This is a genomic window from Sphingomonas pruni NBRC 15498 (genome assembly GCF_001598455.1).
GTDB classification, from domain to species: domain Bacteria; phylum Pseudomonadota; class Alphaproteobacteria; order Sphingomonadales; family Sphingomonadaceae; genus Sphingomonas; species Sphingomonas pruni.
Genome location: NZ_BCYZ01000078.1, coordinates 1 through 19,199, shown reverse-complemented (window position 1 = coordinate 19,199; position 19,199 = coordinate 1). Strand labels below are relative to the sequence as shown.

Annotated in this window: 18 protein-coding genes; 9 read left to right on the top strand and 9 right to left on the bottom strand. The window is 64.4% G+C overall.

Annotation, left to right across the window (positions count from 1 at the left end; all coding sequences use genetic code 11):
- Positions 1–65 precede the first annotated feature (65 nt).
- The 3 genes from SPR01S_RS18045 to SPR01S_RS18035 all read left to right on the top strand — a co-directional run bounded on the left by SPR01S_RS18045 (position 66) and on the right by SPR01S_RS18035 (position 3,446).
- The gene (locus tag SPR01S_RS18045; RefSeq protein ID WP_066592091.1) at positions 66–1,202 is read left to right on the top strand and encodes a glycosyltransferase family 4 protein; all 1,137 of its coding nucleotides are present in this window, start codon (positions 66–68) and stop codon (positions 1,200–1,202) included.
- Between the two features lie 67 nt (positions 1,203–1,269).
- Positions 1,270–2,673: an NAD(P)H-dependent flavin oxidoreductase gene (locus tag SPR01S_RS18040; protein ID WP_066592090.1), complete on the top strand. Its 1,404-nt coding sequence runs from the start codon at positions 1,270–1,272 to the stop codon at positions 2,671–2,673.
- Positions 2,674–2,747: 74 nt separating this feature from the next.
- Entirely contained in the window at positions 2,748–3,446 is a 699-nt protein-coding gene (locus SPR01S_RS18035; protein WP_066592089.1) for a glutamine amidotransferase, read from the top strand.
- 737 nt (positions 3,447–4,183) lie between these two features.
- On the opposite strand, the gene SPR01S_RS18025 is transcribed toward SPR01S_RS18035, so the two are convergent.
- Entirely contained in the window at positions 4,184–4,714 is a 531-nt protein-coding gene (locus tag SPR01S_RS18025; RefSeq protein ID WP_157082339.1) for a hypothetical protein, read from the bottom strand.
- 2 nt (positions 4,715–4,716) lie between these two features.
- Positions 4,717–5,709 carry a 2-hydroxyacid dehydrogenase gene (locus SPR01S_RS18020; protein WP_066592076.1) on the bottom strand — a complete coding sequence of 331 codons (993 nt, stop codon included), beginning with the start codon at positions 5,707–5,709 and terminating at the stop codon, positions 4,717–4,719.
- A 99-nt stretch (positions 5,710–5,808) separates the two neighbouring features.
- On the opposite strand from SPR01S_RS18020, the gene SPR01S_RS18015 reads away from it, so the two are divergent.
- Together SPR01S_RS18015 and SPR01S_RS18010 are read left to right on the top strand one after the other, a co-directional pair.
- Complete coding sequence (locus SPR01S_RS18015) at positions 5,809–6,315, top strand: SH3 domain-containing protein (RefSeq protein ID WP_157082338.1); 507 nt, start codon at positions 5,809–5,811, stop codon at positions 6,313–6,315.
- Positions 6,315–6,770 (top strand): GNAT family N-acetyltransferase, encoded by a 456-nt coding sequence (locus tag SPR01S_RS18010; protein ID WP_066592074.1) that lies wholly within the window; start codon positions 6,315–6,317, stop codon positions 6,768–6,770. The genes SPR01S_RS18015 and SPR01S_RS18010 overlap by 1 nt, the downstream gene beginning before the upstream one ends.
- Positions 6,771–6,991: 221 nt before the next feature.
- Here the strand turns inward: SPR01S_RS18010 and SPR01S_RS18005 are convergent, their stop codons facing one another.
- On the bottom strand, positions 6,992–8,179 hold the full coding sequence (locus SPR01S_RS18005; RefSeq protein ID WP_066592071.1) for an acetyl-CoA C-acyltransferase: 1,188 nt from the start codon (positions 8,177–8,179) through the stop codon (positions 6,992–6,994).
- 117 nt (positions 8,180–8,296) lie between these two features.
- On the opposite strand from SPR01S_RS18005, the gene SPR01S_RS18000 reads away from it, so the two are divergent.
- The 3 genes from SPR01S_RS18000 to SPR01S_RS17990 are packed head-to-tail and all read left to right on the top strand — an operon-like array spanning position 8,297 to position 10,531.
- Complete coding sequence (locus tag SPR01S_RS18000; RefSeq protein ID WP_245662089.1) at positions 8,297–8,551, top strand: hypothetical protein; 255 nt, start codon at positions 8,297–8,299, stop codon at positions 8,549–8,551.
- Between the two features lie 49 nt (positions 8,552–8,600).
- Complete coding sequence (locus SPR01S_RS17995; protein WP_066592070.1) at positions 8,601–9,095, top strand: hypothetical protein; 495 nt, start codon at positions 8,601–8,603, stop codon at positions 9,093–9,095.
- A 5-nt stretch (positions 9,096–9,100) separates the two neighbouring features.
- A complete protein-coding gene (locus SPR01S_RS17990) occupies positions 9,101–10,531 on the top strand; it encodes a coniferyl aldehyde dehydrogenase (protein ID WP_281178801.1) in 1,431 nt (476 codons plus the stop codon).
- Between the two features lie 388 nt (positions 10,532–10,919).
- Here the strand turns inward: SPR01S_RS17990 and SPR01S_RS17985 are convergent, their stop codons facing one another.
- From SPR01S_RS17985 to SPR01S_RS17960, 6 genes are all read right to left on the bottom strand, one after another.
- On the bottom strand, positions 10,920–12,905 hold the full coding sequence (locus SPR01S_RS17985; RefSeq protein WP_066592066.1) for a hybrid sensor histidine kinase/response regulator: 1,986 nt from the start codon (positions 12,903–12,905) through the stop codon (positions 10,920–10,922).
- Between the two features lie 98 nt (positions 12,906–13,003).
- Positions 13,004–14,212: an RNA polymerase sigma factor gene (locus SPR01S_RS17980; RefSeq protein ID WP_066592064.1), complete on the bottom strand. Its 1,209-nt coding sequence runs from the start codon at positions 14,210–14,212 to the stop codon at positions 13,004–13,006.
- The gene (locus tag SPR01S_RS17975) at positions 14,212–14,565 is read right to left on the bottom strand and encodes a YciI family protein (protein WP_066592063.1); all 354 of its coding nucleotides are present in this window, start codon (positions 14,563–14,565) and stop codon (positions 14,212–14,214) included. Before SPR01S_RS17975 ends, SPR01S_RS17980 begins: the two co-directional genes overlap by 1 nt.
- Positions 14,566–14,661: 96 nt before the next feature.
- Entirely contained in the window at positions 14,662–16,413 is a 1,752-nt protein-coding gene (locus tag SPR01S_RS17970) for a retroviral-like aspartic protease family protein (protein ID WP_066592060.1), read from the bottom strand.
- A gap of 167 nt (positions 16,414–16,580) precedes the next feature.
- Complete coding sequence (locus tag SPR01S_RS17965; RefSeq protein WP_066592058.1) at positions 16,581–17,612, bottom strand: hypothetical protein; 1,032 nt, start codon at positions 17,610–17,612, stop codon at positions 16,581–16,583.
- A 73-nt stretch (positions 17,613–17,685) separates the two neighbouring features.
- Positions 17,686–18,126: a nuclear transport factor 2 family protein gene (locus SPR01S_RS17960; protein ID WP_066592092.1), complete on the bottom strand. Its 441-nt coding sequence runs from the start codon at positions 18,124–18,126 to the stop codon at positions 17,686–17,688.
- Between the two features lie 73 nt (positions 18,127–18,199).
- Here SPR01S_RS17960 and SPR01S_RS17955 point away from each other — a divergent pair, with 73 nt between their 5' ends.
- Positions 18,200–19,093 (top strand): LysR family transcriptional regulator, encoded by an 894-nt coding sequence (locus SPR01S_RS17955; RefSeq protein WP_066592056.1) that lies wholly within the window; start codon positions 18,200–18,202, stop codon positions 19,091–19,093.
- Positions 19,094–19,199: the final 106 nt, after the last annotated feature.

The window sequence follows — 19,199 nt, the reverse complement described above, 5'->3', positions numbered from 1 at the left end:
CTAACAGACCCTCCCCCGACCCCTCCCGCAAGCGGGAGGGGAGATTAGGACGCCGTTTTTTCGCCATGCCCGCACCCCTCAACATCCTGCACATGCATTCGTCGTTCAATCTGGGCGGCAAGGAAGCGCGTTCGATTCAGTTGATCAACGCGTTCGGCGACCGCGCGCGGCACACGATCGTATCGGGAATGCCCGACCAATATTCGGCGCGCGACGCGATCGCGCCGGGGATCAGCTACGAGATTGCGCAGAATCCGCCGCCGCTGACCGGGCGGCCGTCGGTCGGCCGCTACGAGGCGATTGCCAAATATATGCGCCGGTTCGATCTGGTGCTGAGCTATAATTGGGGCGCGATCGATGCCGTGATGGCGAAGCGCGTTTTCCCCAAGGGCATGCCGCCGATCGTTCATCACGAAGATGGCTTCAACGCCGACGAGGCGATGAAGCTCAAGCCGCAGCGCGCGGTCTATCGGCGCATGGCGTTCCCCGCCGCGTTTGCGGTGGTGGTGCCGTCAATGACGCTCGAATGGGTCGCGACTAACGTCTGGAAGCAATCGGCGCCGCGGTTGCGCCGGATCCCCAACGGCATCGACACCGCTCTCTATGCCAGGAAGCCCGATCCCAAAGCGATCCCCGGGCTGGTCCGCAAGCCGGGCGAAGTGATCGTGGGCGCGCTGGCCGGGCTGCGCGAGGTCAAGAACCTGCCGGCATTGGTGCGCGCGACCGCCGGCTGTTCGGCGCGGGTGCGGCTGGTCATCGTCGGTGAGGGGCCCGAGCGCGCGAAGATCGAGATGGCGGCGCGCGCGCTGGAAATGCAGGACAAGGTGCTGATGCCCGGATTCCTGCCCGATCCGCACACTTATGTCGGGCTGTTCGACATCATGGCGCTGTCGTCGCTGAGCGAGCAATTCCCGATCTCGGTGGTCGAGGGAATGGCGGCGGGATTGCCGATCGCCTCTGTCCCGGCGGGGGACATTCCGCACATGGTGAGCGAGGAGAACCGCCCCTACATCACCCCGCATTCGGGCGAGGTCGACCTGCGCGACGCGATCCAGGCGTTGGCGGCGGACGCCAAGCTGCGCGCGGCGGTGGGCAAGGCCAATCGGGCCAAGGCAATCGCTGAGTACGACGCCAAGGCGATGATTGCCGCCTATGCGCACCTGTACGAAGAGGCACTGGGCAGGGCGGGCGCCCTGTCGTAACGAGTATTTTGCTCGCCTACGGGCAGCGAAACGCTATAGGCTGCGTTATTGGTCGCAGGAGAGTTACGTGTTCAAGGGCTTGACGCCTATCGTGTATAATGGCCGCGAGGTGTGGCCCTTGGTGGAAGGCGGCAAAGGTGTCGCCGCGACAAATCATGCCAGCGCAGGCGCCTGGGCCGCCGCGGGCGGTATCGGTACGGTTTCCGCGGTCAATGCCGACAGCTACGATCCCGAAGGCAAGATCATTCCGCAGGTGTACAAGGCGTTGACGCGCCGCGAGCGCCACGAGGAATTGGTCGAATATGCGATCGAAGGCGCGGTCCAGCAGGTCAAGCGCGCGTTCGAGATCGCCGGCGGCAAGGGTGCGATCAACATCAACGTGCTGTGGGAAATGGGCGGTGCGCAGCGCGTGCTGCATGGCGTGCTCGAACGTACGCGCGGCCTGGTTGCCGGGGTGACGTGCGGCGCCGGGATGCCCTACAAGCTTAGCGAGATCGCCGCATCGTACAACGTCAATTACCTGCCGATCGTCAGCTCCGGCCGCGCCTTCCGCGCGCTGTGGAAGCGCGCTTATTCGAAGGCGGCGGAATGGCTTGCCGCAGTGGTCTATGAGGATCCCTGGCTGGCGGGCGGGCATAACGGCCTGTCCAATGCCGAGAACCCGCTCGAACCGCAGGACCCCTATCCGCGCGTCAAGGAATTGCGCGAGACGATGCGCGAGGGCGGTATCTCCGACGACGTGCCGATCGTGATGGCGGGCGGGGTGTGGTTCCTGCGCGACTGGAACGACTGGATCGACAATCCCGAACTCGGCAAGATCGCGTTCCAGTTCGGCACCCGGCCCTTGCTGACGCAGGAAAGCCCGATCCCCGAAGCCTGGAAGGCCAGGCTGACGCAGATCGAGGAAGGCGACGTGCTGCTGCACCGTTTCTCGCCGACCGGCTTTTATTCGTCCGCGGTCCGCAATCCGTTCCTCCGTGCGCTCGAAGCGCGGTCGGAGCGGCAGATCGCCTTTTCGACGCAGGAAGCCGGCGATCACACCTTCCAGCTAGATGTGGGCGTGAAAGGCAAGAATTTCTGGGTGACCAGGAACGACCTGCTCCGCGCCCGCGAATGGTTCGGCCATGGCTTCACCGAGGCGCTCAAGACGCCGGACAATACTTTGGTGTTCGTCACGCCGACCGAAAAAGCCGAAATCCGCAAGGACCAGGCCGATTGCATGGGGTGCCTGTCGCAATGCCTGTTCTCGAGCTGGGCCGATAGCGAGACCAACTCGACCGGGCGGCTGGCCGATCCGCGCAGCTTCTGCATCCAGAAGACGTTGCAGGAGATCGCGCATGGCGGCGACGTCGACCAGAATCTGATGTTCGCCGGGCATGGCGCGTATAATTTCAAGAAGGACCCGTTCTATTCGAACGGCTTCGTGCCGACGGTGAAGCAATTGGTCGATCGCATCCTGACCGGGGATTGAGCGAGCAGCGCGGCTATGGCGCGGCCAAAGGAAGGTTAATTGCCGAGCAACCATGATGCGCTAGCTTGACCCTAATGAAGCGCGCACTGGTTCTCCGTCACGTCGAGCATGAAGGCATCGCCGGGTATCGCGAGCCGATCGAAACCGCTGGCTACGCGATCGAGCGAGTCGCGGCGCATCATGCGGGATGCGCGCGGTTGGACACGATGTCGCCCGATTTGCTGGTGGTGATGGGCGGTCCGATGGGCGTCTACGATACCGACCGTTACCCGTGGCTCAGCGAGGAGATCGCTGTGATCCGGCGCCGCCTCGCGGCCGATCTGCCGACGCTCGGCGTGTGCCTGGGCAGCCAGTTGATTGCCGCGGCACTGGGCGCGGATGTGCGTAAGGGTCCGGTACGCGAGATCGGGTTTGCTCCTTTGGAACTGACCGAGCCTGGAAAAGCGGGGCCGCTACGCCATCTCGACGGCGTGGAGGTTCTGCACTGGCACGGCGATACCTTCGATGTACCTGACGAGGTGGATTTGCTCGCGACGACAGCGCCTTATGCTCAGGCGTTCGCGCGCGGCCGCAACCTGCTCGCGCTGCAATTCCATGCCGAGATGGGTGAGGACGAGCGGTTCGAACATTGGCTGGCGAACGACATCGTCGACATTGCCGAAGTGGGCATGACTCCCGAGGCGTTGCGCGCCGACCATGGCCGGCTCGGCCCGCCGGCGGCTGCTGCGGGACGGGCGATGATCGCGGAGTGGCTGGCGGGGCTGGGCAGCTAGGCTGGGTGTGCAGCAACAGGCGCAGTCGACGCAGGGATGGCGCGGCCGATCGTGGGCGAAAGCAGACGACGTCCTTACCTGAATAATTCGAGTGCTTCGCCGTCAAACCAGCCGCGGCGCGGCGGGCCGTCAGCTGTTAGACGGAGAGTAACGGGCTGGCCGACACCGGCGTCGCTTTCAGGGGTCAACGTCAATCTGTCGCCGCGTAACGTCGCACGCACACCGTACGTCAGGACGCCGTATTGGCCCAAATAGCGGGCGTTTTTCATAAAGATAATTCTTTGGCCGCCGTGGATAGCACACTCCCGGCAAGTCGGCCGCAGGCGATAGCGGTAATCGTAAACCGTGTAGCGGTCGCCGGACCTTTGAACGCTGCCGAGCTTTCGGACTCTCAATTGGTCATTTTTACAGTCGGTTGAGCCCGAGAAGGAGCCGGTGACGAGCGCCGACCTAAGGCCCAAAAGGCAATCTGTTCGACGCTGAGCCCGCGACGGGGCGTCGTTGCTTGGCCAAAGTACCAAAGCTGAGAGCGCAAGCGCGAAGCGATTCATCCAGCATCGACCCTGTGTTCGCTACGCACCATGGCTGGGGCTGCGAATGGACGCAACTGCATCGCCTATTCGCAGACTGTCGCCTCAGCCTATTATCCTCTACCAACGTCGGAGCAGACCTCCGCAGGCGATGCCGTACCGGTCCGACTCCCGTCGAACTTCGCACCATCCGGGCAGTCGACCAAGTCAGGGCTTGGCGGCGGGCGTAGGCGACGTCGGGGCGACGGAATCGACCGTCACGGTTCCGACCTTGCCCTTGTCCAGCGGATCGCGGATCGTGAACAAGAGCGTAGGATTGGCGCAGACGTCGAACTTGCCGTTTTCCTCGTGATTCTTGCCGTCGATCGACATCACGACCTTTAGGTCGAGTTGGCAGCCCATCGACTTGGGCGGGAACCACATCGTCCAGCGCTTCGAATTGAAGGCGAAATTGCTCGGAAACGCATTACCGCTCCATTGCGGCGCGCCGTTCTTCTCGGCCACGGCGTAGCGGAATTCCGTGACGCGGTGATTGCTCAGATTGACCAGGTAGATGCAGGCCTTTTTCTTGCAATCGGACGTGGTGGGAGCGCTCGACGGCATCCCGGCCATCTGATGACGCGGCAGTTCCCAGCCGGCGCCGCTGTCACTCCCGCTATCTGCGGCGTCCTGTGCGTGAGCGGGAAGGGCGATCACTGCGGCAAGCGGGACCAGTGCGAGCACGAATCCCCTATTCACGATCACACCCATCCTTCCAGCACCTGATCGGGCGGGCGGTGGCCGTCGGCCCAATGCTGGATGTTGCGGATGACGCGCTCGCCGGTGGCGGCGCGCGCCTCGAACGTTGCCGATCCCATATGCGGCAGCAGCACGACATTAGGCAGCGCGAGCAGCCGGGGATCGATCGCCGGTTCGTGCACGAACACGTCGAGGCCAGCGCCCGCCAGCCGGCCCTGTTCGAGCGCGTCGATCATCGCGGTTTCGTCGATCGCCGATCCACGCGATGTGTTGATCAGATAGGCCTGGGGCTTGAGCAGGGCCAAGCGGCGGGCGTCGATCAATCGCTCGGTCTGGTCGGTGTGAGGCGTGTGGATCGAGATGAAATCCGATCCGGCCAGCATTTCGTCCAGGTCTTCGTGCCAGGTCGCCGCAAGCTCCTGCTCGACCTGTTCGGGCAGGCGATGGCGATTATGATAATGGACGGTAAGGCCGAAGGCGCGCGCGCGGACCGCGACCGCCTGGCCGATCCGGCCCATGCCGACGATGCCCAGCGCCTTGCCCCCGATGCGGTGGCCCAGCATCGCGCCGGGGCTCCATCCGCTCCACTGGCCCGACCGCGCGAGCTTTTCGCCCTCTGCAAGGCGGCGCGGCACCGACAGGATCAGCGCCATCGTCATGTCCGCGGTGTCTTCGGTCAGGACGCCCGGCGTGTTCGTGACGAGAATGCCGCGGGCGCGCGCGGCCTTCAGGTCGATATGATCGACGCCGTTGCCGAAATTGGCGATCAATTTAAGCCGTTCGCCGGCCGCCTCGATCAGGTCGGCGTCAATCGTGTCGGTGACCGTCGGGACCAGTACGTCGGCGTCCTGAACGGCGGCGACGATCTCATCGCGGGTCATCGCCGCGTCGCGATGATTGAGCTGGGCGTCGAACAACTGCGCCATGCGGTCCATCACCGCATCGCTGAGTTCGCGCGTGACGATCACCCGAGGTTTGCGCTTTGACCCGGCCATATGTTCGGCTTGGCGGCTTCACGGGTTTTGGTCAATGCGGTTGATGCACTGCCACGCCTGCGCAATAGGTAGGAATCGATGGTGGCGTAAAGAAGGGGGATGGCCATGCGTATCGGCTGGGCGTTGTCGGGGATCGCGGCGGCGGCGATTGCGGTGCCGGCGATCGCCGCGCTGGTGGAAAAGAAGCCGCCTTATTTCGCGTCGATCAATGCGAAATCGGCGTTCATGCGCACCGGCCCGAGCCGGATCTATCCGGTCAGCTGGAAGTACCAGCGTCAGGGTCTGCCGGTGAAGATCGTCGAGAATTACAAGGAAAAAGGCGGGGGCGCCTATTGGCGCAAGATCGAGGATCCGGGCGGTACGCAGGGCTGGATGCAGGCGAACCTGATCAGCGATCAGCGCACCGCGATGGTGATGGGCGATATCGCCGAACTGCGCGACTCGCCGCGCTTCGCGGGCAAGGTCAATTGGCGCGCGCAGCCCGGCGTGATCGGTCGCGTCAACAAATGCGGCAATGGCTGGTGCTATCTCGACGTGGCTGGGCGGGGCGGTTTCATCGAGATCAGCCATCTCTGGGGCGTCGACCCGACCGAAACGATCGAGTGATGCGGATCGAGCTGGATGACGTCTCGCGGCCCGAAGTGGTCGCGCTGGTCGAATATCATCTGCGCTCGATGCACGAGATTTCGCCGCCCGACAGCGTGTTCGCGCTCGATTTGTCGGGGTTGAAACATGCGGACGTGACATTCTGGACCGTGTGGGACGGCGAAGACCTGCTTGGCATGGGTGGGTTGAAGCAGCTCAGCGCGGAGCATGGCGAGATCAAGTCGATGCGCACGGCACCCACCGCGCTTCGCCGGGGCGTCGCGCGCGCGATGCTCGATCATATTGTGCGGGAGGCCGGCGCGCGGGGCTATCGTCGCCTCAGCCTCGAAACGGGCAGCAATGCGCCGTTCGCTCCAGCCTGGGCGCTGTATGAACGCGCGGGGTTTCTACCTTGCGCGCCGTTCGGAAATTACAGCGATATCCGTTTCAGCCGCTATTTCAGCATCGAGCTGTAACCGCGAACGATCAGCGACTGCATCACCGAAGATCGCGACGATGGCATCCTGGCTTGGCCGCCGAGCCAGGCATTCACTGCGGTCCGCGCACAGCGCGAAAAACTCGAGCTGGAGGTTCTCGCCGATCTTCATCAGATTCGAGCATCGATCGACTTGGTCTGTGTAGCGGCTAACTGCCCCACGATTCCGCACGGCGGCCATCAAGACCGCTGCGCACCAGCTTAGTCGATCAGTTCGACCGCTACCGCCGTCGCCTCGCCACCGCCGATGCACAAAGACGCTACGCCGCGCTTGAGCCCGCGCGTCTGAAGCGCCGAGACCAACGTCGTCAGGATGCGCGCGCCGCTCGCCCCGATCGGGTGGCCGAGCGCACAAGCGCCCCCGTTCACGTTGATCTTGTCGTGCGGGATGCCGAGGTCGTGCATCGCGATCATCGCGACCACCGCGAACGCCTCATTGACCTCGAACAGGTCGACATCGGCGACGGTCCAGCCGGCCTTGTCGAGCGCCTTCTGCATCGCGGCGACCGGGGCGGTGGTGAACTTGGCCGGCGCGTGGGCGTGCGCCGCTTGCGCGACGATCCGCGCGACCGGTGTCTTGCCGAGCTTGTCGGCGACCGAGGCGCGGGTGAGGACCAATGCAGCGGCGCCGTCGGAAATCGACGAAGCATTGGCCGCGGTGATCGTGCCGTCCTTGGCGAAAGCGGGCTTGAGTGTGGGGATCTTCGACGGATCCGCCTTTGCCGGCTGTTCGTCGAGCGTGACCGTGTCGGTGCCCTTGCGCCCGACCACCTCGACCGCGACGATCTCGCGCTCGAACGCGCCGGACTTCTGCGCGGCCTGCGCACGCTCGAGGCTGGCGATCGCGTAATCGTCCTGCGCCTGGCGCGTAAATTGATATTCCTGCGCGGTCTCTTCGGCGAAGCTGCCCATCAACCGGCCGGGCTCATAGGCATCCTCGAGCCCGTCGAGGTACATGTGATCCTTGAGCACGTCGTGCCCGATCCGCGCGCCGCCGCGGTGGCGCATCGAGAGGTAGGGCGCATTGGTCATGCTCTCCATGCCGCCCACGACGATCAGGTCGACCGAGCCGGCGGCGAGCGCCTCGCTGCCCATGATCGTCGCCTGCATGCCCGAACCGCACATCTTGTTGACCGTGGTCGCCTCGACATGCTCGCCCAGCCCGGCATTGATCGCAGCCTGGCGCGCAGGTGCCTGGCCGAGCCCGGCGGGGAGGACGCAGCCCATATAGATGCGTTCGATCTGTTTGGGATCGACGCCCGCGCGCTCGACCGCACCCTTGACTGCGGTCGCGCCCAATTGCGTGGCGCTGGCGCCGGTCAGCGTGCCCTGAAAGCTGCCCATCGGCGTGCGCGCGTAGGACAGGATGACGATCGGGTCGGCGGTCATGAAGAAACTCCGGAAAGCATGTTGACGGCGATCTAGGCGTGCGAGCCGGCGAATTCAAATTGGCGGCCTTGCTTTGCGGCAATTCCGACGTGCCGTTCGTTCGCTAGGGAAATGACCATGGAAACCCTAGTAACCGCGATCAAATGGGTCGCTTCGATCAGCGGGATCGTCGCCGCGCTGATGGTGTCGCTCGATTCCGGCAGGCGCGTGACCGGCTGGGGGTTCGTCATCTTCAGCGGATCTGCTTTGTGCTGGCTGGCCGGCGCCATCTTGTCGCGCGACGGCGCGCTGGGGACGCAGAATGTCGCGCTACTCGCGATCGACGTCTTTGGCATCTATCGGTACCTGATCCGCAAGAAGGCGGTCAGCTGACCGCGATCCGCGCTTACCCTTTACGTTAACCCATGATAGCAAAGTGGCGATGAGGACGTTGCTGCTCGCTTTGTTGGTAACCGCGCCCGCCGCCGCGCAGGAAGCGGCGTCGTCCAAGGTGCCGCCGGTGTCGCCGCCCGCTCCGCATGTCATCGATCCGGCATCCTCGGTGGATGGCCTTCCGATCAGCGCGCTGCCGGCCCAGCGATTACCCGCCAAAGGTTGCGCGGCGTTTCTGTGGACGCGGACGCCCAGCATGGCGCTGGTCGCGATGGCGACCACCGATCCTGCGTCGCTGCGGCTGCCGATCGACGGCAAAGTGACGGACCTTCCGATCAGCGCGCAGAACGGCATCGGCGGCTTGGGCTATTCGCAGATCACCGAATATAGAGGCGCGGGCACGACCGCGACCTTGCAGGTTGTCGTGAAGACCGACGCCGGCACCCCGAAAAGCGGGTCAATTTCAGACGCCACGTTGCGGATCGACCGCGCAGGCCGGGCCAGCGTGGTGATACCGGTCGCCGGGGCGATCGGGTGCGCGTGAAGAATCTGGGGAGGAAAGACGCGATGACGATGCATGACATTCTGGCGGCACAACGCGCGGCGTTCACGGCCGAATTGCCGGTGAGCCTCACCGTGCGCAAGGACCGGCTGAAGCGCGCCGCCGCGATGATCGCCGACAATGCCGATCGCTTTTGCGAAGCCCTGAGCGAGGATTTCGGGCATCGCAGCCGCGAGCAGTCGATGCTGACCGATATCGCCGCCTCGGTCGCGCCGCTCAAACACGCATTGAAGCATGTCGATCGCTGGTCGCGCCCGGAGCGCCGTCCGGTGACCGCGCCGCTCGGCCTGCTCGGCGCCAAGGGTTGGATCGAGTTCCAGCCCAAGGGCGTGGTCGGCGTGATCTCGCCGTGGAATTTCCCGGTCAACCTGATCATGGCACCGCTGGCCGGGGTGTTCGCGGCGGGCAACCGTGCGATGGTCAAGACCAGCGAATTCACCCCGCGCGTCGCTGCATTGTTCGAGGAAGTCTGCCCGAACTTTTTTGCCGCGGACGAGCTCGCCTTCGTCTCGGGCGGACCGGAGATCGGCAAGGAGTTCTCCGGCCTGGCGTTCGATCACCTGATCTTCACCGGCGCCACCGGGATCGGCCGGCATATATTGCACGCCGCGGCGGACAATCTGACCCCGGTGACGCTCGAACTCGGCGGCAAGTCGCCGGTGATCTTCGGGCGGTCGGCGGACGTGAAGCGCGGCACCGAGCGCGTTGCGATCGGGAAGATGCTCAATGCCGGCCAGATCTGCCTGGCGCCCGATTACATGCTGGTCCCGTCGGACCAGGAGCAGGCGGTGGTCGACGGCCTGAAGCAATCGGTTTCGGCGATGTATCCGACCTTGCTCGCCAATCCCGACTACACCTCGATCATCAACGATCGGCATCACCAGCGACTGCAGGATTGGCTGGAGGACGCCCGAGCCAAGGGCGCGACGATCGAGACGGTCAATCCGGCCAACGAGGATTTCGCCGCGTCGAACAGCCGCAAGATGCCGCTCCATATCGTCCGCGACGCTACCGACGACATGACGGTGATGCAGGAGGAGATTTTCGGGCCGATCCTGCCGGTGCGGCGCTACGACGATATCGATGGAGCGATCGCCGAGGTGAACCGCCGCGACCGGCCTCTCGGACTCTATTATTTCGGCAGCGACGACACGGAGCGCCGCCGCGTGCTCGACCGCACGATCTCCGGCGGCGTAACGCTGGACGACGTGATCTTTCACATCTCGAACGAGGAATTGCCGTTCGGCGGGATCGGCCCATCGGGGATGGGCGCCTATCACGGCCATGACGGGTTCAAGACGTTCAGCCATGCCAAAGCGGTGTATCGCCAGGCACGCTTCGATATCGCCAAGCTCGCGGGACTCAAGCCACCCTATGGCAAGGCGACGATGACCTCGGTCAAGCGGCAGATGAAATAGGGTTCCAGAGCGGGCCTGACAAAAACAGGGGCCGCCCAAAGGCGGCCCCGAGTGATGCTGCTGTTTGCCAAAGCAGTATGGCCGACATGGCCGGAAACTTGATGATTCGCAATGCGCTGGCGCGTTTGCGCATACCCATTTCGAGTTTAGGACATAGCTTATGTCGCTCTGAAGAGCGTTGAACGCGGATGGTGGGGATGGGGCGGCCAAATGATAACTTGTGTGTGTACGAAATTAATTTGAAAATTCTCAAAAATATATCGACGGTTGTAGCGCCACATCGCTGTATATATTCTGTATTATATTGAATAATCTGCGTATTATTGAGATGAAAATATCTCGTTTACTCTTGATATAGCATGGTCGGTTGCGCCCGATTTGCGCGCGATCATCTCACGACGACGCTCGCGGGCGCAGGATCGGCTCTGCTGCAGGCCTGTTGCTCCACTTCTACCTTGCGGATCGCGGCGGCGAGTTGGGCCTGGCCGAACGGCTTGGCGACCTTGATGATGTTCTGAATCGCGGCCTCGGGAAGTTCGCCATAGCCGGACGCCAGGATGACCGGCAGGTCGGGGACGATCTCGCGCACCCTCTCGATCAGCTGTGTGCCGACCATGTTTGGCATGGCTTGGTCGGTGATCAGCAGGTCGAACGCGGTATCGTCCTTGAAGAACGCCAACGCCTCGACCGCCGAATTCGCTTCGGTCACGACGTACCCCATGTCCTCGAGCAAGGCTGCGGTGTTCATCAGGACGAGACTGTCATCGTCAACCACCAGCACCCGGAGACTGCGTGGCTGGTCGACCGTCTCGGGAGCCGATGTCGGCGCGACGCCGGCGTCCTGGCGCGGGTCGGTGACCGGCAACCATAATTCGGCGGAGGTTCCACGCCCGATCACGCTGCGCAATACCAGCTCGCCTTTCATCTGATCGGCAAGGCCATGGATCATCGACAGGCCGAGCCCCGTCCCCTTGCCGATTCCCTTGGTCGTGAAAAACGGCTCGGTGGCACGCGCCAGGGTGGCGGCGTCCATGCCGGTACCGGTGTCGACAACAGCCAGCTTGACGTACCGGCCGGGGGCGAGCCCATCGGGTTTCCGATCGTCGACCGTGGCCTCACTGGCGGTGATCGAGATGGCGCCGCCGTCGGGCATCGCATCGCGCGCATTCACCGCGAGATTGAGCAAGGCCATTTCGAGCTGGTTCGCATCGGCGAGCACCCAAGGGAGCGACAACGGGAATTGCAGCCCGATCGGGTGCGACGGGCCGAGCGTGCGCTGGAGCAGGTCGTTCATGCCGCGGAGGAGCGCGGGAATATCGACCGGCTCCGGGTTGAGTTCCTGACGTCGCGCGAAGGCAAGCATGCGTTGCGTGAGCGCAGCGCCGCGTTCGGCGCCTTGCCGGGCATTGTCGATCAGCCGTTGCGCTGAGGCGTCGCCCGAGACGCGCCGTTCGAGAAGAGTCAGGCTGCTGAGGATGGCCATCAGCAGATTGTTGAAATCATGCGCAACGCCGCCGGTCAGTTGACCGATCGCTTCCATCTTCTGCGACTGGAACAGCGCTTCGCGCGCGATGTCGAGCTTGCGCTGCGCTTCGTCTCGTTCCGTCACGTCTCGCGTTACCTTCGCGAAACCAAGGAGCTCGCCTTTGTCGTCGCGGATGGGGTCTAGCAGGACGCTGGCGCGAAACCGGCTGCCGTCCTTGCGGACGCGCCAACCCTCCGCCGTGAAGCGGCCCCGTTCGCGTGCGATCGATAGGGCGCGTTCGGGCTCACCGGCGAGGCGATCCTCTGCCGTGTAGAAGCGCGAAAAATGGGAGCCGATGATTTCGGCCGGCGTATAGCCCTTGATGCGTTCGGCACCGGAATTCCAGCTGGCGATGTGACCTTGGGGATCGAGGCGATAGATCGCATAGTCGGTGACGCTCTGGACAAGCAGCCGGAACTGTTCCTCGCTTTGGCGCAGGGACTCGGCGGCGGCCCGGCGTTCGGTCAGGTCTCGCGTGATCTTGGCGAAGCCGATCAGCGTGCCGTCCTTTGCCCAAATCGGGTCGATGACGACATGCGCCCAGAACCGCTCGCCATTCTTGCGGATCCGCCAGCCTTCGCGTTCGAACTTGCCCTCGGTGCGGGCTATCGCCAGCGCTCGCGCGGGCAACCCGTCACTGCGATCTTCGGGCGAATAGAAACGCGAGAAATGCTGGCCGACGATCTCTTCGGCGGTGTAGCCTTTGAAGCGCTGCGCGCCGGCATTCCAGTTGGTGACGATCCCGTCGGGATCGAGCATGTAGATCGCATAGTCGGTGATCGCGTCTACCAGCAGGCGATAGCGGTCGTTTTCCGAATTCGCATCGGTGTGACGGTGTTCGCGATTCACACCCGGGTCCCCTTCGTCCCGCCGTGCAGCGGCGGGCTAGCCAAATTCAACCACGCGGCAGACGAAAGGTTCCCGGCCTGTTTACCGGGAAAGGCACTTCAATCCACGTATTTCGAGCGGGCGCGGAGCAGCCAGCGCCGTTCCGCGTCTGCCGGCGCAAGGGCGAGGGCGGCGTCATAGGCCCGACGCGCGGCATCGGCGAGGCCCAGCCGTGCCAACAGGTCGGCGCGCAATGCGTGATAGGGCAGGTAATCGGCCAGGCCGGCATGGCTGAGCGCGTCGACCTCCTCCAACGCGACTGCCGGTCCCCGTGTCTCGGCTAACGCCACCGCGCGATTGAGGCGTGTGATGGGATCGTCGCGGCAGGCAAGCAACGCGTCATAAAGCGTCAGGATCGCGGGCCAGGGCGCGGGTTCGGCGAGCGAACGGCGCGCGCACCATTCGGCGTGGATCAGCGCCTGGAGGCTGCGTGCGCCAAGAGAGCGCGTCAGGACGCCAGCGAGATAGCGACGGCCTTGGGCAATCAACATCGTATCCCACAGGCTAGGATCCTGTTGGGCGAGGGGCACCATCATGCCATCGGCATCGACCCGCGCGGGCCGCCGCGCCTCGGCGAAGCGGACGGTCGCGGTGAGCGCCTGGACCTCGGGTTCCGTCGGGAGCATTGCCGCGAGTGCCGCTGTGATCCTCAGCATCTCCTCGGCATAACCGGCATGGCGCCCGGTCCCGGCACTGTCGGCATGGGCGTGGGCGTAAGCGACTTCCAGCGTCGAGAGCACGGCGTCGAGCCGCTCGCTCCAGTGATCGGGGCCGGGCACCTCGAACGGCACGCCGGCATCGGCGATCTTGCGCTTTGCCCGAGTCAGGCGTTGCAGCAATGCGGGTTCCGCGATCAGGAATGCGCGGGCGATCTCCTGTGCCGACAGGCCGCACACCAGCCTGAGGGTCAGCGCGGCACGCGCCTCGGGATGGATTGCGGGGTGGCAGCAGACGAAGATCAGCCGCAACCGTTCGTCGGGGATCAGCGGCGCGGCGGTCATCAGCTCCTCCACGGTCGGTTCTGGCTCCGGCTCGGGCAGCGCGGCCGCATGGCGTACCGCGCTGCGCCGCAAGCTATCGAGCGCGACGCGGGTCGCGACGCGATAGAGCCACCCCGCCGGATTGGCCGGCGGGGCGTCGGCCCAGGCAGAAACCGCCCGCGCGCACGCCTCCGCCAGCGCTTCCTCGGCAAGGTCGAGGTCGCGGAAGCAGGCGGCGAGCGCGGCGGTGATTCGCCCGCCATCCGCCCGCAGCACCGCGTCGAGCATCACTTGCCCGGCGGGTGGAGCAACGGGCGGATCTCGATCGAGCCGTCGAAGCGAACGGGCACGCGGCGCGCGATTGCGATCGCATCGTCCAGATTGTCCGCCTCGATCACATAATAGCCGCCGAGTTGTTCGCGCGTTTCGGCGAAGGGGCCGTCATGGACCGTCTGCTTGCCGTTGACGGTACGGACCGTCGTCGCCGTAGCCGTCGGCGCCAAGCCGGCGCCGGTCTTGTACTGGTCACCCAGTTCGCTGACGAGGTCCCAATGCTTGGCGACGATCGCCTGCATCTCGGGCGTATCGTTCTTGTCGCCATAGACGCTCTCGTCCTCGTAGATCAGGATCATGTAATGCATCTTGTATCTCCTGCGACCGCCGGAATGCGATCGTACCGCGGAGACGCGCGAGCGGGAGCGGATTCGACAGGCGCCGGAATTTTTTCAGGCGCCCCTTTATCCTTCGATCCCATATTTCTTCGCGCGGTCGGCGACCTTGGCGTCGATGGCGATCGCCGCGGCGCGATCGGACTTGGCCTGCGCGTCCTGGCCCGATTTCGCTTCGACCAGCCCGCGCATGTAGAGCGACCAGGCGCCGCGCGGGTTAATCGCCAGGGCGGCGTTATAGTCGGCCAGTGCCTGCTTCCATTCGCCGCGCCGTACCCGGATCAGCGCGCGGCTGTCGAGGATCGAGGCATCGCGGGGCATTGCCCGGAGCGCGGCGTTGCAATCGTCCATCGCCCTGTCGAGCTCTCGGTCGAGCAGGCCCCGCGCCCAACACCGGCCGTTGAGCGCGATTCCCCGGCTGCTGTCTTCCGGATGGCTGGCGAGCCAGAGATCGTAGTTGGGAAGCGCGGCTTCGGGATCTCCGAGCCGATCATACAGCAATGCCACCGTCAGACGCTTGTCGGCTGACGGGGCGAGGGCGGCTTCGGCTGCCTTGACGTCCGCCTGTACGCCTTCTTCGCGCCCGTCGCGCAGCCGGACTTGCGCACGGTCCAGCCTTGCGCCGGCATTGTCCGGGGACAGCGCAATCACGCGGTCGAGGTCGGCAAGCCCTCCCGCGTGGTCGCCCTTGGCGAAGCGAGCCGAAGCGCGTTGATAGACATAACGACTGTCGTTCGGGGCGAGCGCGATCGCCTTGTCGAAATCCGCCAATGCCTCGGTCAGTTTCTGATTGGACGCAAAGATCGCGCCGCGACGCGCGAATCCGTCCGCAGTGGTCGGTTCGCCAGACTTGTCGGCTAGGTCGAGCGGCTTGCCGTCCGACGTCCGCACGCCTTTCGGCGACAGGCCGAACACCGGGCCGCCTTCATAGGTGATGAACATCCTGTGGTTCACGTTCGACACGTACATGCGGTGCGTCAAAAAGAAGTCGACGCCGATCAGCATGTCCACCTTGCCGAAGTCGGATTGCGCGATATCGAGCGTGGGAGCACGAATTGCTTCGCCGCCAATCTCGATCTTGTTGAAGGTCGCGCGCCAGGTCGGCACCTTTCGCGTCCCGATCCCGCTGCCCTGTCCGACGGCAACCACCCCGGGCGAGTCCGGTGAGACGCCGAGGCGCTTGGCGGCCGCCAGGGAGATCACCGAATTCGCTGCACCGGTATCGAACATCGCCTTGAGCTTGAATCCGTTCAGCAGGATCGTGCCGATCGTCCGCGGCCGGAATTCACTATCCGGCGGGTCGAGCTCGACCATGGTGTAAGGCTTGTCCCCCGCCCAATAGGCCAGGACGGCGCGCTCGCACCCTATCGACTTCATCAACCGCACCGCTCCATGCGGCAGATCATATTCGATGTCCGCAAAGCCCAGGATGTTCTGGCCCAGCATGCCGGTCGCGCCCATGTCGCTGCCACCGACGATGAACAGCACCTTCGGAAGCTCGTTACCGGCAAGCGAGACCTCATCGGTTTCGGTAATGCCGGCAGAGGTTTCGCCGCCAAACCCGCTTATGCGAAATCCAGGAGGCGCCATGTCGACCTTGAGGCCGTATTCCGTCGCACTGGCGCGGGAGAGAGTGCTGTAGAAGGCGCCGCTATCGAGGATGAAACGAGCGGGCTTTCCGCCGATCCGAGCATCCACCATTGGCTGCAGGTTGGCCATCGTCACCGGCAACGTCGCGATTGTCTCGGCACGGCACTGATTTGCGGGCGGCATCGGGGCGGCCAGCGCGCCCAGCAATGCAATCAGACTCGTCGCGCCCATCAGATCCCCCCCTTATTGGGCGCAAGTTATGCCAAATTTCCAATTCGCATAGCAAGATAGGGCTAGATTCCGCGGGTCGATTATTCTGCCGACAAAAAACCCGGCGGCCGGATGGGCCGCCGGGTAGGATCGCGCCTTGATGACAAGGGGCGCGTAAGCGTTGAGCGTCAGGCCGCGACGGGCATCTGCACCGGGGGCAGGCGATTGCCGAGCTTGCCGAGCGTGCCGATCACCGCGCGACGCATCGGGTGCCAGAAGGCGGAGAGCGTCAGCAGCGCCGATCCGATCACGAACGCTGTGAAGGCCATCGACAGTTCGACCGCGCCCGCCTGCCGGAACAGCATCGACAGAGCGTAGAGCACATAGGCCAGGCTCGATACCAGCAGGGCGCGGCGATCGATCGCCAGCGCGATGAAGGCAAACACCAGGTACAGCGCCATCACGATGAGCGCTTGGGCGACGCCGATCTGGCCCTGGAACACGCCGAGCATGTGGAACACCGAATGCGCGATCATCGGCGCGGCGGCGAGGTGCAACCAGAATGCGACATCGCTGCGCCGCGTCGTGCGGGTGAGGTCCGATCCATCCCACCACATCGCGAGCGCGAAGGTGCCGATGCCGCCGAGCAACACCAACGGGAAGATGCCCTCCTCGCCGACATGCGTCACCGCGACATAGAGCGCGACCAGGGCAGCGACGCCGCTTGCCGCGCCCACCGCGACGGTGATCGGTACCATGAACCGCTTCCAATGCAGCCAGGTCGCGCCACCGGTCACCACCGCGATACCGGTCGCGATAAGTGCGTTGGTCTGGTCGCTCCAGTCTGGGTTGATGTCGACCAACGTGCCGACCATCGTCGCCGCGACGCCGCCGGCGAACGCGAGCAGCAGGATGATGCTGGGAAGCGCCATGCGCCGGACGCGGGTGAAATATTCGGCCAGCGCCCAGGCAGCGACGGCGACTCCGAACCCGCCCAAGCCCGTCTTAACCCAGCCGCCGAGCCAGCCGATCGACGTCAGCAACAGCGCGATGGCGATGGCGACGAATATGTCGTTGAACCCGGTCAATAACCGGAAGCTTTCCTCGTCCACCGCGGGCGCGACGCGCATCGCGGCGATATGCTGGCGGAAAGCGTCGGCGGCCGACTGCGGGATCACACCCGCCGCCACCGCGCCCTCCAGGTCGCTTTCACTATACATGGCACTCCTCCTCTGCGGAGATCATGTACCATAAGTGACATAGTGTAGCAACACACTAAGGTAGTGGGGCGGCTCAGCGCCGTTCGGCGGCTTGATGAGCGGCCAGCACCGCGTCGTAATTGCCGAGCACGCGCTCCTCGAGGTCGGTGTCGCAATATTCGACCACCTCGGCGATTTTGCCGTCCCGGAAGTGGAAGACGAAGCAATAGTGGTTGTCGTACCGCTTGCCGGATTTGAGCATCACGTCGCCGCGCACTTCCGCGACCACCATCTCGCCTTCCGCCACCAGATTGATCGCCCGCGCGGTATAATCGGTCGCGAACAGAGCGAAGAGGGGGCGTAGCAAATCGCGATGGATCGTCTCCTGCCCCTCGAACCGTCGCGACCAACTGCAATGACCCGGAAAGCGCCATACATAATCCGGATGGACTGACGCCGCGAAGACGCTCCGGTCGCCCTGCGCCATCGCGGCATAGAAGCGTTCGATCACCTGCTTGTTCCGCTCGCCGCTCATGACATTCTCCTTGTCCCACAAGGATATGCCTTCGGGTTGACTATCCTAGAAATGAATAGTTCTGATATCGCGCATGTCGGAATTGGATATTGGTCGCTACGACCTGAACTTGTTGCGTGCCCTGTTGGCAATGATCGAAAGCGGCAGCGTTACCCGGGCTGCACAGATCGTATCGGTGTCGCAGCCCGCAATGAGCCGCATCCTCGCTCGCCTGCGCGAGGATTTCGGCGATCCTCTGTTGGTACGCAGCGGGGCGGGGATGAAGCGTACGCCGCGCGCGGAAGCGCTCGCCGATCCCGTCCGTGCCCTGCTCAAGCAAGCGGCCGCCTTGTATGAGGGCGAGGCGTTCGACCCCGCGGCGGCGCAGCGCGTGTTCCGGGCGGCGATTCCCGACGTGGTCGCCGCGACAATGCTCGCCCCGTTGATCGAGGCGATGGCGCGCGAGGCACCCGGCTGCCGGATCGACCTCATCCCCTGGCCGCGGCCGAACGATCCGGTCATCGCAACGCTCGATTTCGCGATCAGCACGGACACGATGTTGTTTGCCGGACTGCGCATGGCGCCGCTGTTCGACGATCATGACGTGCTAGCGGTCCATGTCGGGCAGCCGGCGACGTGGCGGCAGGTGCTCGAAATGCTCGATGCGCCGCATGTCGCGGTGGTCGGTGCGGGGGCGACTAGCGATCCGGTCGACGACTGGCTGGCGGACCAAGGGCTGCACCGCCGCATCGCCGCGGTCGTACCGCATTATCTTCAGGCGCTGATGGCGGTGGCGCGGACCGACTTGGTCGCCATCCTGCCGTCACGGTTGATTGCCGCCTATGGGCCGAAGCTCGAGGTGCGCGGGGTCGAACTGCCTATCGAGCAGAGTATCGACCGCCATTTCCTGTTCCATCCGGTCGAGCGCGATGCCGATGCTGCGTCGGCGTGGTTGCGGGATTTGATCCAGCGGACGGTGGGGGATTGACTGCTCAATTCCTCCCCGAGCTTGGCTCGGGGAGGGGGACCATTGCGCAGCAATGGTGGAGGGGAATGGCGGCGCCATTGCCTCGCACCCAAACCTCGCTTCGCTC